Consider the following 14,867-nt stretch of genomic DNA (forward strand, 5'->3'; position numbering starts at 1 on the left):
CTTTCCGCCGCGCCTCACGCCCGCCGGAAGAAGGTCAGGACGTAGCCGAGACCGACCAGAATGGTCGTCGCATGGAATAATACCATCAGGCCGAGCCCCGCGGTCGCGAGACCGTTGTCCAGCAGCAGCGGCTCGAAAGCCTGATCGACGATCTCCATGACGAGCCCGACGAGGAGCAGCACCGCGCCGTAAAACTCAGCGTGCTCGTTCATCAGATGCTCCTGGGCGGGCATCTCCTCGCCGAATATGCGCTTGGCCAGCAGTTCCCGCTCTTCGAGGAACACCCCGAAGGTCACGAGGATGACCGCGATATCGTCGGTCAGCTCGAGATCTTCCGCGGCGATACCCGGTTTCAGGCTCTCGAGAAAGGCCGGCACGATCCCGCCGCCGACCACCGCCGCCATTGCCATGACGAGCAATGTGGAGAGGATCAGCGTCGCGGGATGGACGAGAATGGATATGGCGGTCTTGCGCACGCGAACTCCCCAGAACAGACCCGGGGAAGTTGAGCAAATCGGTGCCTGGAACTCAAACTCAAAGAAAAAATACCAAATTGGCGTCATCCCCACGCACGTGAGAACCCGGGGAACGATATCTCGGCTATGCTCGGATCGTCAGGCACGGGGCCACCCTGCCCGCAGTGAGCCATCCACGATCCGTGGCTCCCCTAAAAGTCTCCAAAATTTAGTTTCTGATTTCAGAAAACGTAGCAGCCAAGACAATTCCGGCCGTTTCAAGATTTCAAAAACGTAAATACTCATCAGAACGGCAGAGAGGCGATCACAAAAACCACGCATACCATCATAATCGTTTTGACTTTTCATCAACTTAACGACGATATGCTTATTCTCAATCTAATTCTTGCGGCAGCAGCGCGGCGCTTGCCGGGGTCGAGGGGGCAATGTTGCACCTGAACACGTTCGTATTTTTCGACAAAAACGTGGCGGAGACGGACGTTCTGACGGAGGACGGCGGCAACGCGTTGCCGACGAAGGGGCGTTAGATGAATCTGCCCACGATTTATTGCGGCTCTGCCCCCGCATAATCCGGATTGCGAATGACCGATGTGACGCAACAGACAGGGACAGCAGGGCAGGGTTCACCCGCCAGCGCCGAATGCCCAAACGACGATCCGCTCCCCCATGCGCGTTTCACGCTGGATGGGGTTCCCGAGAAAGAGCGCTATGACCTTTGGCGCGACAGCATCTCCTGTATTTTCGAGGTAGAAGCGGAGCGTGAGATCCGGCAGGGGCCGTTCGAGGCCTCAATCGACGCGAACCTGTTCGGCTCGATCATGCTCGCGCGAACCCAGACGCTCCAGCAACGGTGGAGCCGGACTCCCGCCCTCATGGCGAAAGACGGCATGGATCACTACATGATCCAGGTCTATGAGCATGGAGACATGCTCTGGGAAACCTCGGAAGGCACTCGATCCTTTCCGAAGCACGGGCTGGTTATTTTTGACCTGGCAGAACAAGTCGTCACAAGAACCAACAATTTCTCCAATCTCTCGCTCTTCATTCCCCGTTCCATGCTCGACGAGCAGCTGAAGGACCGTGGCAGCCAGCATCTGCGGGTGCTGACCGCGGACGAACCGATGGTTCATCTCCTGCGCGATCACATGGTTTCGCTGAAATCCCTCTCGTCTCAGATGACGGCACGTCAGGCGGTCGAAATTTCGCCGGCGACGATCGGTTTGGCAGCAGCGTGCCTGAACGCCGTGATATCACCGGACGACCCGCGGCAGACGTCCGGTGCATCCATGGCCCGTATGACCATCATCCGGCGTCTTATCGAGGCAAATCTCGGAAATCCCGAGCTCAGCGTGGACTGGATCACCGGCAAGGTCGGGCTGTCGCGAACCAAGCTCTACGAACTGTTCGAGCAGCTCGGTGGGGTCGCAAATTATATTCGGAGACGAAGGCTCCGGCGCGCGCTCATCATGCTCACCGACAAGAGCACGGCGCATCTGTCGATCTACGATATTGCGATGGAGGCGAGCTATACCAGCGACGCGGCATTCGTGCGCGCCTTCCGTGCCAGGTATGGCGTTACTCCGGGGGATGTGCGCGCCGCGGGCCATCGGTTGCTGGTTGCCGAAGGCATGAAGACGCCCGGCGTGGACAGGCGGCACGAGGCCTGGGTGCACAATCTCTAGGAGCGGCTCCAGGGCCGGCGTTTCGGCGGAGGTGTCCTTTTGTCGAGGCTTAAGCGGCGACCCGGCACCGGCCAGCCTGAAACGACGACTTGACCGCCGGGATTTGCGATAACGATCTTCAGGTAATCGCTCGCATTTTTTCATACTAAGGCGTGTCCCCCCCCCTGCCGATCGGTTGATCGTGCGTGATCTCGATCAAATACGGACACTCTGTACAAATTTCCGGACACCCGGCAGGCAGCCTACCTCTTAGCTCTCTAGATTCCCCGACTGAAAAGTTGCGACTTCTTCCAACGAAGAAGCGCGCCGGCATTTGGATAAATGCAATGGCCATGAATACCATCGTAATCGTCGATCGAGCTGTGACGGAACCGGAAGTTCTGTTGTCGGGCTTGAAACCCGACGCTGTCGTCCGCTTCCTTTCAGATACCCGGGACCCGCTCGGAGAGATTGCGTCTTTCCTTACAGACTTCCGCGGCCTTGCAGGCACTCGGGGCGTGGACCGGCTCGTTATCATGGCGCACGGATCGCCCGGCATGATCGAGCTCTCCGGCAAGCGGATCGACGACGATTCGCTGCGCTCCCGGAAAGACGCTCTCGCGAATATCAAGGCGGCATTGGCGCCGGGCGCAGAGCTTGTTCTGGCCGCCTGCTCCGTCGGGACCGAAAATGACGGCGAGCGGTTTATCGACTCGCTCGGCAGGATTCTCGAGGTATCGGTAGAGGCTTCGGCCACCGATCTTGGCGGCTGCGCCGGATGGGCGGGCCTGCCCGCGGCCGCAGCTCTGTTCTCCAAGCCGGCGCTGTCTGCCTACCCGCATTCTCTCATGGTCGCCGTTTCGTCGAACAACGCCGGTTTCAACAGCACGAATGGCACCAATCTGACGCCGGCGACCCCCTTGGCCGGGACCGACGACAGCCTGACGATCGCATCCTCGACGCATACGACGGGCTCGACGGCGGACGGCGGCGCCGGAACCGATACGCTGGTGATCTCCCAGACCGGGACGGACCTGACACAGCTGACCTCGCTCACGAATTTCGAGACGATGAACATCGGCAACAATGTCACCGTCACGATGTCGGAGACCCAGTACGAGGGTTTCACCACCTTCAACGGCGCAGCCGGTGTCGAGAGGATCACGCTGAGCTCGGCAAACGGCGACGGCATCATAGACGGCGCCAATGCCGCCAATATCGAAGTCTTCAATCTCAATGGCGCATTTACCATCACCCTTGGCTCAGGGGGACATAACGTCTTCGGAAGTGCCGGCGCCAACCAGACTGTGAAATCCACAGCAGCGCTCGACAGCTTCGGAGCGGAGCTGGACGGTGGCGTCGGCGGCTCGGATACGCTGGTGCTCGATACCGGCGACAACCTTACGATCGCAACGGTCAGCAATTTCGAGAACCTGACGCTCGAGTCCGGCGCGTCTGTCACCATGCTGGCCAGCCAGATGTCTCAGTTCACCGGCACGATCACGGCGGCCGGTTCGGAAACGATCAACATCAGCGGCAACGGCAGTTTCACAACGCTCGCCAATGTCGAGACCTTCTCCGTCGGGGACGACGGCACGAACGCCCGCACCATTACCCTCGGCGCCGCCAACACCAGTGTCACGGCGAATTCGAGCTCCGACGCCGTCACCTTCGATGTCGGCGGGCTGACCTACACCGGGACCATAACCGGCGAAGGCACCGTCAACGACACGCTGCAGCTCGCGACAGGCGCCAACATCTCCGGCGGCACAGTCACGGCGGTCGAGAACCTGACGCTCGGAAGCGGTGCCTCCGTCACCATGACGACAGCCCAGTTCAACGGCTTCACAGGTACGATCACCGCCGCCGGCAGCGAGACGGTGACGCTCTCCGGCGACGGCAGTTTCAGCACCAAGTCGGCGATCGAGAGCTATGTCGTCGGGGATGACAGCACCAACGCCCGCACCATCACGATCACTGGTGCCGGGCACAGCGTCAGTGCCACATCGACGACCGATGCCGTCACCTTCGATGCCGGCGGCCTGACCTATACCGGGACCATAACCGGCGAGGGCACCGTCAACGACACGCTGCAGCTTGCGACGGGCGCCGACATCTCCGGCGGCACCGTCACGGCGGTCGAGAACCTGACGCTCGGAAGCGGCGCCTCCGTCACGATGAGTGTGGCGCAGCATGACGGTTTCACCGGCACTGTCACCGCGTCCGGCACCGAACAGATCACTTTCTCCGCAACCGGCGGCGACACGGTCACGACCGGAAACGCGGCCGTCGAGACCTATGTGCTCGGCACCGGCGGCATCACCTTCACGCTCGGGACTGCCGCCCAGAACCTGACGGGCAGCACCGGAAACGATACCGTCAATGTCGGCTCGCTGACTGCGACCGGCACGCTGAACGGCGGTACCGGCACCGATACCTTGCAGCTCGGCAACGGCGCCAACATCTCCGGGGCCACGGTCTCCGGCTTCGAGACTCTGACGCTCAACGGCGGCGCTTCGGTCACCATGACGGAAGCCCAGCATGATGCGTTCTCCTCGGTCACCGCCCCGGGTGCCGATGTCATCACCATTTCGGCCGCCACCAACGGCCTCCAGACGGCGACAGAAGTCGAGAAATACATCCTCGGGGCGGCCAACGCGGTCACCATAGCCGGCGCTGCTCAGGAAATCACAGGCTCGACCGGCAATGACACCTTCACCTTCCAGGGCCTGACCTACACCGGCACGCTCTCGGGCGGAGCGGGCACCGACCTGATCCAGATGACGACCGGGAGCAACATCTCCGGCGCCACCGTCACCGGGGTCGAGAACCTGACCTTGGCGGGAAACGCCTCGGTCACGATGACCGTGTCGCAGCTGAGCACCTTCGCCGGCGGCACGATCACGGCGGGCGGGACCGAGACCGTCACGCTCTCCGGCGACGGCAATTTCAGCACGCAGTCCGCGATCGAGAACTACATCTTCGGGGACGACAGCACCAACGCCCGGACCATCACGATCACCAATGCCGGACACAGCGTCACGGCGACCTCGAATACCGATGCCGTAACCTTCGACACCGGCACATTGACGCTGACCGGCACGCTGACGGGTGAAGGCACTGTCAATGACACATTGTCGCTCGGCAACGGCGCGAACATTTCCGGCGCCACCATCTCGGGCATCGAGAACCTGACCCTGTCCGGCACCGGTGCCTCCGCCACCATGACGGCCGCACAGCTGAACGGGTTCTCCGGCACCGTCACCGCCGCCGGGACGAACACGATCACCGTCACCAGTACAGGAGATATCTCCAGCGCCAGCCTCGGCGCCCTCGAGACCATCGCAACGGCCGCCGACGCCGGCACCCAGACCATCACGCTGACCGCCGCGCAGGCCGTCAGCCATACCCTGACCGCAAGCGACGCGGCGAGCGATCACTTCGTCATTACCGGCTCCGCCGGGAACCAGGCGGTTACCGGCAGTGCCGGAGCAGACACGATCGACGGCGGCGCCGGAGGCGATTCCCTGAACGGCGGCGCCGGGGCGGATCTGATTTCCGGCGGTGACGGAGCGGATCTCATCATTGGTGGCGGCGGTGCCGATACGCTTGTCGGCGGCGCCGGCAGCGACACATTCTCCGGCACCGCCAACGACTTCAACGGAGACACCATCTCCGGACTCGCCGCGGGCGACGTGATAACGATCGAAAGCACGGACCTGAGCGCTCTCAACGGGACCACGCTCGGCAGCACCATCGATCTGACGGCGGGCCGCACCCTGACCCTTTCCGGCACCGGCAGCAATCTGACCATTTCGGCATCGGTGACCGGGGGCAACACGACCCTGACTTTCGCGGTCCCCTCCAGCGGATCCGGAAGCGGGTCCGGCAACGGCGGCACCGGTCCCGTGGTTGTCAGCGACGACCCGTCGGACACAAGCTCCGGCGGCGCCCGCACCATCGCGAACAATGGCTCGACCTCCGGCAGCGCCGCAATCGTTCAGAATACCGGCAACAACGGCAACGTCGTCACCGCCACCCTGCCGAGCGGCACGACGCTCACCTCGAGCGGTCCCGCGGTCGCTCAGAGCGGCGGCGATGCCGTCAACTCCCTGGTCTTGGCAATCGACGGCCGCAACTCAAGTGCCGGGACGGATCTGGTTGTCGGAGCGCGGGCTTTCCTGAACGGACTGGCCAACAGTTCGACGCTTGATATCCGGACGATCATTCCCACAACGACGAAGTCATCATTGACCGAGCCGATCGTTCTCAGCGGCACCGCATCCGGGGACGGTTCCACCCAGTCCGAGGCATTCGTGATCGATCTGCGCAATCTGCCTTCCGGCAGTACCCTGCAGCTGGACAATATCGAATTCGCGTCGATCCTCGGGCAGACCACGATCACTGGCGGCGCCGGAGACAATTACGTAACCGCCGACGATGCCAGCCAGTTCATCTCTCTCGGCGCCGAGGACGATACATTGCTCGGCGGCGGAGGTGCGGACACCATCGGGTCCGGCTTCGGAGAGGACATCCTCTACGGCAACCAGGGCATTGACTTTGTCTTCGGTGGCGGCGGCATGGACACGCTCTATGGCGGCCAGGGAGCGGATACCGTCCACGGCGACAACGACAACGATGTGGTTTACGGCAACAAGGGTGACGACACGCTCTCGGGCGGCCAGGACGCGGACGTGCTCTATGGTGGCCAGGACAACGACATCGTCTACGGCAATAGCGGCGACGACACGCTCAACGGCAATCTCGGAAACGATACGCTCTATGGCGGCCAGGGCAACGATCTGATCAGCGGAAATGCCGGGAACGACCGTCTCGCGGGGAATAACGGCGACGACACGCTGGTCGGCGGCGACGGCGCAGATACCTTCGTCTTCGGGAGCGGCGGCGGCAACGATCAGGTGAATGATTTTCAGGCCGGGATCGACAGCCTCCAGTTCGATGACGGCCAGACCTATAGCTCGGCGGAAAGCGCGGGCAATACCGTCCTCACGCTTTCGGGCGGCGGCACCGTCACCCTGATCGGCGTCCCCGTCTCGAGCCTCGGACTAAACGCGACTGCCGGATGGGACCTGATCTAGGGATCTGCGCGCCTCGTTCCCGTATCCAAGAAGCGATGGTCCGCGCATCGGGCCATGCCTGAAAACAGGTCATCCCCCAAAAGGGGGATGACAGATACTTCTGTTTATCGTTCGCGGTCAGGCGTTCAGGCCTTCCGGGACAGCGACCTTGGCCATGATCGGATCGTCCGGCACGCGGCCTTCCTCGACGCCGTGGCAGGCGACGATGGCGCCGTCGCCGATCGCTCTCGGTTCCGGACGCTCGGTCTTGCAGCGCTCGTTCGCGAAGGGGCAGCGCGGGTGGAAGGCGCAGCCCGGCGGCGGCGTGATCGGGTTCGGCACCTCGCCGCCCACCGGCATGCGCTCGCGGCCGGTCATCTCCAGGTCAGGGATCGTGTCCAGCAGCATCCGCGTATAGGGATGGCGCGGGCGGCTGAACAGGATCTTGGACGGCGCCACCTCGGCCAGGCGGCCGAGATACATCACGCCGACCCGGTCCGAGACATGGCAGACCACGGCGAGGTTGTGGCTGATGAAGAGATAGGTCAGCCCCAGTTCCCTCTGCAGGTCGCGCATCAGGTTCAGGATCTGCGCCTGCACCGAGACGTCGAGCGCCGAGGTCGGCTCGTCGCAGACCAGGAAGTCCGGCTCGCTCGCAAGGGCGCGGGCGATGGAGATGCGCTGACGCTGGCCGCCGGAGAACTCGTGCGGATATTTCTCTCCGTCGACCGGCGAGAGGCCGACCTGGGTCAGCAGCTCGCCGACCCGGTCCGACACCGCGTCCTCGTTCTTGGCGAGGTCGAAGGCCCGGATCGGCTCGGCGATGATGTCGCGGACCTTCCAGCGCGGATTGAGGCTGGCATAGGGGTCCTGGAAGATCATCTGCAGTCGGCGGCGGATCGGCGCCATCTCGGTACGCGAGAGGCCGGCGATGTCCCTGCCCTCGAACTCGATCGAACCGCTGCTCGGTCCGTGCAGGCCGACGATCAGCTTGGCGACGGTGGACTTGCCGCAACCGGACTCGCCGACCAGGCTGAAGGTCTCGCCCGCCTTGATCTCGAAATCAATGCCGTCGACGGCCTTCAGGATCTGCTTCGGTTGGCCTTCCAGCACCCGGTTCAGCCAGGGCGCGGAAACGTCGAAATAGCGCTTCAGCGATTTGACCGCGAGGATCGGCGCGCCCTTCTTCAGGTGCTCGTGATCGACGGTCTCGTGCGTTGCGACGGCTTGCTCAGACATTGGCCGCCTCCTTGTCATAGAGCCAGCAGGCGACTTCGGTACCGTCCACCGGGATCGTGTCCGGCCGCTCCTTGAAGCAGCGGTCGAAAGCCTTCGGACAGCGCGGATTGAAGGCGCAGCCGGTCGGGATATTGGTCAGGCGCGGCATCGAGCCCTCGATCTGGCGCAGCTTCTCGTCGGTGTGGCCGATCATCGGGATCGAGCCCATCAGGCCCTCCGTATACGGATGCTTGGCCTGTTTGACCACCTGCTTCACCGGGCCGATCTCGGCGATGCGGCCGGCATACATGACGGCCACCCGGTCCGCGGTCTCGGCAATGACACCCATGTCGTGGGTCACCAGCATCACCGCCGTACCGTGCTCGCGGCAGAGCTTCTTCAGAAGCGCGATGATCTGTGCCTGGATCGAGACGTCGAGTGCGGTGGTCGGCTCGTCCGCCACAACGAGACGCGGATTGACGCAGAGCGCGAGGGCGATGACGACGCGCTGGCGCATGCCGCCGGAGAACTGGTGCGGATACTGGTCCACCCGCCGCTCCGGAGCCGGAATGCCGACCTGGGTCAGCATCTCGATCGCCCGTTCGCGCGCCTTGGTCGGGGTCATGTCCGTGTGGGTCATGATCGTTTCCGTCAGCTGACGGCCGACCGTGTAGAGAGGATTGAGGCTGGTCAGCGGATCCTGGAAGATCGCGCCGATCTGGCGCCCGCGGATTCGCCGCATCTCCTCGTAACCGAGATTGTCGATGCGCCGGCCCTCGAGCAGGATTTCCCCGCCGGCGACACGACCCGGCGGTTCCAGCAGGCCGATGATGGCAGCCCCGGTGAGAGATTTTCCGGCGCCGGACTCACCGACCACGCCGAGCACTTCGCCCTCGTCGATATGAAAGGACACATCGTCGATGGCCGTCAGAATTCCCTTTCGCGTGGGAAATTCGATCCGCAGGTTTCTGACTTCGAGAAGATGGTTCGACATTAGCGCAGCTTCGGGTTGAGGGCGTCGCGGAGCCAGTCTCCGAGGAGATTGACTGCAAGAACGAGGATGGCAAGAGTCGCGCCCGGGAAGATCGAGATCCACCAGAGCCCCGAGAACAGGAAGTCGTTGCCGATCCGGATGAGGGTGCCGAGCGACGGCTGGGTCGGCGGCATGCCGACGCCAAGGAAGGACAGCGTCGCTTCCGTCAGGATCGCGAAGGCGAGACCGAGCGTCGCGATGACCAGAACCGGCCCCATCACGTTCGGCAGCACGTGCCGGATCATGATCAGGATCGGATGCAGGCCGATGACCCGGGCCGCCTGGACATATTCCTTGTTCCGCTCGACCAGGGTCGAGCCGCGGACGGTACGGGCATACTGCACCCAGTTCGAAATCCCGATCGACAGGACGAGCACCGGAATGATCATCGCCTCGTGCAGTTCGCGATCGAGGATGCCGCGCGAAATGCCGTCGATCAGAAGTGCGATCAGGATCGTCGGGAAGGAGAGCTGGATGTCGGCGATCCGCATGATCACCGCATCGACCTTGCCGCCGACATAACCGGCGATCAGTCCGGCGGCGATGCCGATCACGGCGGACAGGATCACGCTCGCAAATCCGACCAGCAGGGAGATCCGCATGCCGTAAAGGATCGTCGAATAAATGTCTCGCCCGAGATTGTCGGTGCCGAGCAGGAAGCGCTGATCGCCGTCCTCTACCCAGGCCGGAGGCAGTTCGGAATCCATCAGGTCGATGGAGGCGGTGTCGAACGGGTTATGCGGCGCGATGATGTTTGCGAAGACAGCCGAGAGGATAAGGATGAGGGTCACAACCGCCGCGCCGACCGTCAGGTGCGACTTGCGGAAGCTGTAGCAGAGTTCGTGGTCCCAGATCCGGTAGAGGAGGCTGGGACGGGTTGCCGCTTTGGGACTTGTCGTATCGGTCATTGTCCTGCCCTCAGTGCCCGCCGCCGGACTTTTCGACCCGCAGGCGCGGATCGACGACGTAATAGAGAATGTCCACGATCAGGTTGATCACGACGAAGAGGAACGAAATCATCACCAGGTAGGCGGACATCACCGGAAGGTCGACTTCCTGGATCGCCTGCAGGAACAGCCGTCCCATGCCGGGCCATTGGAACACGCTCTCGGTGATGATCGCGAAGGCGATCAGATTGCCGAGCAGCAGACCGGTGACTGTGATGACCGGCACCAGCGTGTTCTTCAGCGCATGGCCGAAATTGACGGCCCGGTTGGTGAGACCGCGGGCACGCGCGAACTTGATGTAGTCCGTCCGCAGCACTTCCAGCATCTCCGCCCGGATCAGGCGCATGATCAGCGTCAGGGTGAAGAGGCCGAGCGTGGTTGCCGGCAGGATGATCGCCTTCAGACCGCTCACGGTCAGCAGACCGGTGGTCCACCCGCCCGGCAGCGTGATCACGTCGCCTCGCCCGAACGAGGGCAGCCAGTGGAGGATCACCGCGAAGAGATAAATGAAAAGGATACCGATCAGGAAGGTCGGTATCGAGATCCCGACCAGCGAGAGCGTCAGCAGCGCCTTGCTGCTCCAGCGGTTCCGGTAGAGCCCGGTATAGACCCCGGCCGGCAGCGCAAGAAAGAAGGCGATGATCGCGGAGACGAAGCTGAGTTCGATCGTCGCCGGCATGCGCTCCATCAGCAGATCCACGACCGGCTGCTTATGCTGGTAGGACAGGCCGAAATCCAGCTGCGCGGCGTTCAGGACGAACTTGCCGAAGCGGATGATCATCGGATCGTTGAGACCCAGGCGCTCACGCAGCGCTTCGCGCTCGGCGAGCGGCGTGTCGATCCCGACCATCTGATTGATCGGATCGCCCAGGAACTGGAACATGTAGAAGGCAACGAGGCTGACCACGAGCATCACAAGGATGGACTGGGCCAGCCGGCGAAGAATGAATGCGGCCATAAACGGTCACGCTTTCCGGCAGGTTGGCAGATATTTCAAAAGGGTGGGGCCGGTCCCCGTGGACCGGCCCGCACTTTGTCGCCCGTGAGTTACTTCACGTTGACGTAGTAGAAGCGGAACTGGTTGTCCGCGCGCTGCTTCAGCTCGATGTTGTCGCGCTTGCCCCAGGCCAGAGCCTGCTGGTGCAACGGAATGGTCGCGACTTCGTCGGTGGTGATCCTGAAGGCTTCCTCGATCATCGCGTCGCGCTTTTCCTTGTCGGTCTCCGAACCGATCAGGTCGGTCAGTTCGTCGACCCGCGCATTGCTGTAGCCCGAGTAGTTGTAGAGGCCGCGGCCGGCCTTCTGGTCTGGCGTGTTCAGCAGGCTGAGCAGCACGTTGTGCGAGTCGAAGCTGCCCGGAGTCCAGCCCAGCAGACCGAACGCATAGTCGGAACCGCCCTTCGGAGCGATCCGGGCGAAATACTTCGCTTTCGGCTCGGCAACCAGGGTCGACTTGATACCCACCTTGGCAAGCATGGAGACGATCGCCTGGCAGATCTGCTCGTCGTTGACATAGCGGTCGTTCGGGCAGTCCATGCGGGTCTCGAACCCGTCCGGATAACCGGCTTCGGCCAACAGGGCCTTCGCCTTGTCGCGGTCATACGGCAGGCGGGTGAAGTTTTCCGAACGGTCGAAAAGCTTCGGCGAGATCATGATCGCGGACGGGTCGGCGAGGCCGCGCATGATCTTCTTCTTGATCGCCTCGATGTCGATCGCGTGATACATCGCCTGACGGACCTTGACGTCCTTGAACGGGTTCTTGCCCTTCACGTTGGAATAGAGCAACTCGTCGCGGAACAGGTCCATATAGAGGAAAATGGTCCGCAGTTCCGGACCGACCATCACGCTGGTGCCGTCGTTCTTGTTCACCCGGTCGATGTCCTGCACCGGCACCGGATAGACCATGTCCACCTCACCGGAAAGCAGCGCGGCGACGCGGGTCGCATCCTGGCCGATCGGGGTCATGATGACCTCGGTCAGGTTGTGCTGCGGCTTGTCCCACCAGTTCGGGTTCGGCACCAGAACGGTCTTAACGTCGGTCTGGCGCTCCTTGATCATGAAGGCGCCGGTGCCGTTCGCATTGTGAGCGGCAAAGCTCTCGACGCCCTTGGACAGGTTGGTCGGAGTGGTCGCGCCGTTGGCTTCGGACCATTCCTTGTCCATCATGAACCAGGTATCCCATTCGTAGTAGATGATGGGATTCGGCTTCTCGGTGATGAAATCGACGGTGTAGTCGTCGACCTTGACCACTTCCGTGATGCCGACCACGCGGCCGCGCAGGTTCGCGTCCTCGTTATTGGTCCGCTCGAAGGAGAAGACCACGTCGTCGGCGTTGAAGTCGTTGCCGTTGTGGAACTTCACACCCTGGCGCAGATAGAAGCGCCAGCGGGTCGGCTCGACGTTTTCCCACTTCACGGCCAGGCCCGGCTCGAACTGCAGGTCCGCGTCGCGGCGGACGAGGCCTTCGTAGACGTTGCCGAGGAAACCGAGGGTGAAGGTCACGTTGTGGGCGTGCGGATCGAGCGACGACGTGTCGGTCTGAAAGCCCCACTTGAAGGTCTTGGCTTCCGCCATGCCTCCGGAAGCGGCAACGGCTGCCGCGACCGCAAGGGCGGTGAATGCTTTGCGCATAAAATGCTCCCCAATGATGCCTCTGTCTCGCACCGGGCAGACCCTTCTCTTCAGGGCGAGGGCTATGCCAACGGCGCGGCCCGGCAGAATCAGGTTGGCCGGGATCGGAGCATAAAACCCCGTCACAATAATGACGTCAATGACCTTGGCATGTTCGAAAGGCAGCAAAACTGCGGTATGCAACGCAGAACGCGAAGAACCCCCTGCCCTGAAACACCTATGCTTCCACGATCTTTTCGCAGCGCAACATTGCCGTGCCATGCGGTTTTGCCGTCTCCCGGCTCACAGGCTTTTCAACTCCGTTTGGCGTGATATGCTGCCTAATAGTCCCCACGGCCCGCCCGGCGCCGTCCCCGAAGGAGAATTGAAATGCCTTTCCAGCCGAATTCACCGGCGGCGCGTGACGTCGCTTACGTCCTGCATCCCTATACCAACTTCGTCGCGCACGAAGAGAAGGGCCCGATGATCATCGAGCGCGGGGAAGGCGTCTATGTCTTTGACGATTCCGGAAAGCGCTATGTCGAAGGGCTGGCCGGTCTCTGGTCGACTTCGCTCGGCTTTCACAACGACCGCCTGAAACAGGCGGCGATGAAGCAGTTCGACACCCTGCCCTACTACCACACCTTCGCGCACAAGGCCCATCTGCCGAGCATCGACCTGGCTGAAAAGCTGATCTCCAAGATGCCGGTGCCGATGTCGAAAGTGTTCTTCAACAACTCAGGCTCGGAAGCGAACGACACGGCGATCAAGATCGTCTGGTACTACAACAACGCGCTCGGCCGGCACCACAAGAAGAAGATCATCGGCCGCGTGAACGGATATCATGGCATCACGCTGGCCGCCGCCAGCCTGACCGGACGCTCGATGAACCACCGCGGCTTCGATGCCCCGCTGGCCAATTTCCTCCATACCGACGAGCCGCACTACTACATGGGTGCGAACGAGGGTGAGAGCGAAGAGGATTACGCGACCCGCCTTGCCGAGAATCTCGAGAACCTCATCGTCGAGGAAGGCCCGGACACGGTTGCCGCCTTCTGGGCCGAGCCGGTGATGGGCGCCGGCGGAGTCATCGTGCCGCCGAAGACCTATTTTGAGAAAATCCAGAAGGTTCTGAACAAATACGACATCCTCTTCGTCGCCGACGAGGTGATCTGCGGCTTTGGCCGGACCGGCAATTACTGGGGCTCCCAGACCTTCGACATGAAGCCGGATATCCTGGTCTGCGCCAAGGCGCTGTCCTCCAGCTACCTGCCGATCTCGGCGACCGTCATCAACGAGAAGATCTACGAGCCGGTGAAGAAGGCGAGCGCCGAGCTCGGTGCCTTTGGCCACGGCTATACCTATTCCGGCCACCCGGTCTGCGCCGCCGTCGCGCTCGAAACCCTCAAGATCTACGACGAGGAAAACATCATGGAACGGGTGAAGGGTGTCGTTCCGTATTTCCAGAAGGCGATCCGGTCCTTCGCCGATCACCCGCTGGTCGGCGAGGCGCGCGGCGTCGGACTCGTCGGCGCCGTCCAGGTCATGCAGGACAAGGCCGCGAAAAAGCCGTTCGCGGCCGCCCAGGGCGTCGGCACGATGGTGGCCAACCTCGCCACCGAGGAAGGCGTTCTGCTGCGTGCGATCGGTGACAGCATCGCCTTCTGCCCGCCGCTGGTGATTTCCGAGTCCGAGATCGACGAGATGTTCGCCAGCTTCCGCCGCGGCCTCGACCGGGCGCTGGATCACCTGCGCAAGGAAGGCCAGGCCGTCGCCTGATCAGGAATATACGACAAGAATATCGGGGCCGGCGTTTCGCGCCGGCCCTTTTGCGTTGCCGAAAC

9 protein-coding genes are annotated in these 14,867 nt (G+C 62.4%); 3 read left to right on the forward strand and 6 right to left on the reverse strand.

Annotation, left to right across the window (positions count from 1 at the left end; genetic code table 11):
- Window positions 1-14 precede the first annotated feature (14 nt).
- Entirely contained in the window at window positions 15-476 is a 462-nt protein-coding gene (locus tag IG122_RS21455) for a hypothetical protein (protein ID WP_193188502.1), read from the reverse strand.
- A 581-nt stretch (window positions 477-1,057) separates the two neighbouring features.
- Between IG122_RS21455 and IG122_RS21460 the strand changes: the two genes are divergently transcribed.
- The gene (locus IG122_RS21460) at window positions 1,058-2,158 is read left to right on the forward strand and encodes a helix-turn-helix domain-containing protein (RefSeq protein ID WP_193188503.1); all 1,101 of its coding nucleotides are present in this window, start codon (window positions 1,058-1,060) and stop codon (window positions 2,156-2,158) included.
- 326 nt (window positions 2,159-2,484) lie between these two features.
- Window positions 2,485-7,236 (forward strand): DUF4347 domain-containing protein, encoded by a 4,752-nt coding sequence (locus IG122_RS21465; protein WP_193188504.1) that lies wholly within the window; start codon window positions 2,485-2,487, stop codon window positions 7,234-7,236.
- Between the two features lie 117 nt (window positions 7,237-7,353).
- Here IG122_RS21465 and IG122_RS21470 read toward each other — a convergent pair whose 3' ends face one another.
- The 5 genes from IG122_RS21470 to IG122_RS21490 all read right to left on the reverse strand — a co-directional run bounded on the left by IG122_RS21470 (window position 7,354) and on the right by IG122_RS21490 (window position 13,044).
- Window positions 7,354-8,454 carry an ABC transporter ATP-binding protein gene (locus IG122_RS21470; protein WP_193188505.1) on the reverse strand — a complete coding sequence of 367 codons (1,101 nt, stop codon included), beginning with the start codon at window positions 8,452-8,454 and terminating at the stop codon, window positions 7,354-7,356.
- Window positions 8,447-9,427, reverse strand: a complete 981-nt coding sequence (locus IG122_RS21475) for an ABC transporter ATP-binding protein (protein ID WP_193188506.1) — start codon at window positions 9,425-9,427, stop codon at window positions 8,447-8,449. Before IG122_RS21475 ends, IG122_RS21470 begins: the two co-directional genes overlap by 8 nt.
- A complete protein-coding gene (locus IG122_RS21480) occupies window positions 9,427-10,374 on the reverse strand; it encodes an ABC transporter permease (RefSeq protein ID WP_193188507.1) in 948 nt (315 codons plus the stop codon). Before IG122_RS21480 ends, IG122_RS21475 begins: the two co-directional genes overlap by 1 nt.
- Window positions 10,375-10,384: 10 nt before the next feature.
- Entirely contained in the window at window positions 10,385-11,371 is a 987-nt protein-coding gene (locus tag IG122_RS21485) for an ABC transporter permease (protein WP_193188508.1), read from the reverse strand.
- 89 nt (window positions 11,372-11,460) lie between these two features.
- Window positions 11,461-13,044 (reverse strand): ABC transporter substrate-binding protein, encoded by a 1,584-nt coding sequence (locus IG122_RS21490; RefSeq protein ID WP_193188509.1) that lies wholly within the window; start codon window positions 13,042-13,044, stop codon window positions 11,461-11,463.
- A 369-nt stretch (window positions 13,045-13,413) separates the two neighbouring features.
- Here IG122_RS21490 and IG122_RS21495 point away from each other — a divergent pair, with 369 nt between their 5' ends.
- A complete protein-coding gene (locus IG122_RS21495) occupies window positions 13,414-14,802 on the forward strand; it encodes an aspartate aminotransferase family protein (RefSeq protein WP_193188510.1) in 1,389 nt (462 codons plus the stop codon).
- The last annotated feature ends 65 nt before the right edge of the window (window positions 14,803-14,867 follow it).

The organism is Nisaea sediminum (assembly GCF_014904705.1).
In the GTDB taxonomy this organism is placed as follows: domain Bacteria; phylum Pseudomonadota; class Alphaproteobacteria; order Thalassobaculales; family Thalassobaculaceae; genus Nisaea; species Nisaea sediminum.

Excerpts from the sequence above, each read along its gene's own strand:
- IG122_RS21495 (WP_193188510.1), top strand. The coding sequence starts at position 13,414 with ATGCCTTTCCAGCCGAATTCACCGGCGGCGCGTGACGTCGCTTACGTC.
- IG122_RS21475 (WP_193188506.1), bottom strand. The coding sequence starts at position 9,427 with ATGTCGAACCATCTTCTCGAAGTCAGAAACCTGCGGATCGAATTTCCC.
- IG122_RS21470 (WP_193188505.1), bottom strand. The coding sequence starts at position 8,454 with ATGTCTGAGCAAGCCGTCGCAACGCACGAGACCGTCGATCACGAGCAC.
- IG122_RS21490 (WP_193188509.1), bottom strand. The coding sequence starts at position 13,044 with ATGCGCAAAGCATTCACCGCCCTTGCGGTCGCGGCAGCCGTTGCCGCT.
- IG122_RS21480 (WP_193188507.1), bottom strand. The coding sequence starts at position 10,374 with ATGACCGATACGACAAGTCCCAAAGCGGCAACCCGTCCCAGCCTCCTC.
- IG122_RS21485 (WP_193188508.1), bottom strand. The coding sequence starts at position 11,371 with ATGGCCGCATTCATTCTTCGCCGGCTGGCCCAGTCCATCCTTGTGATG.
- IG122_RS21460 (WP_193188503.1), top strand. The coding sequence starts at position 1,058 with ATGACCGATGTGACGCAACAGACAGGGACAGCAGGGCAGGGTTCACCC.
- IG122_RS21465 (WP_193188504.1), top strand. The coding sequence starts at position 2,485 with ATGGCCATGAATACCATCGTAATCGTCGATCGAGCTGTGACGGAACCG.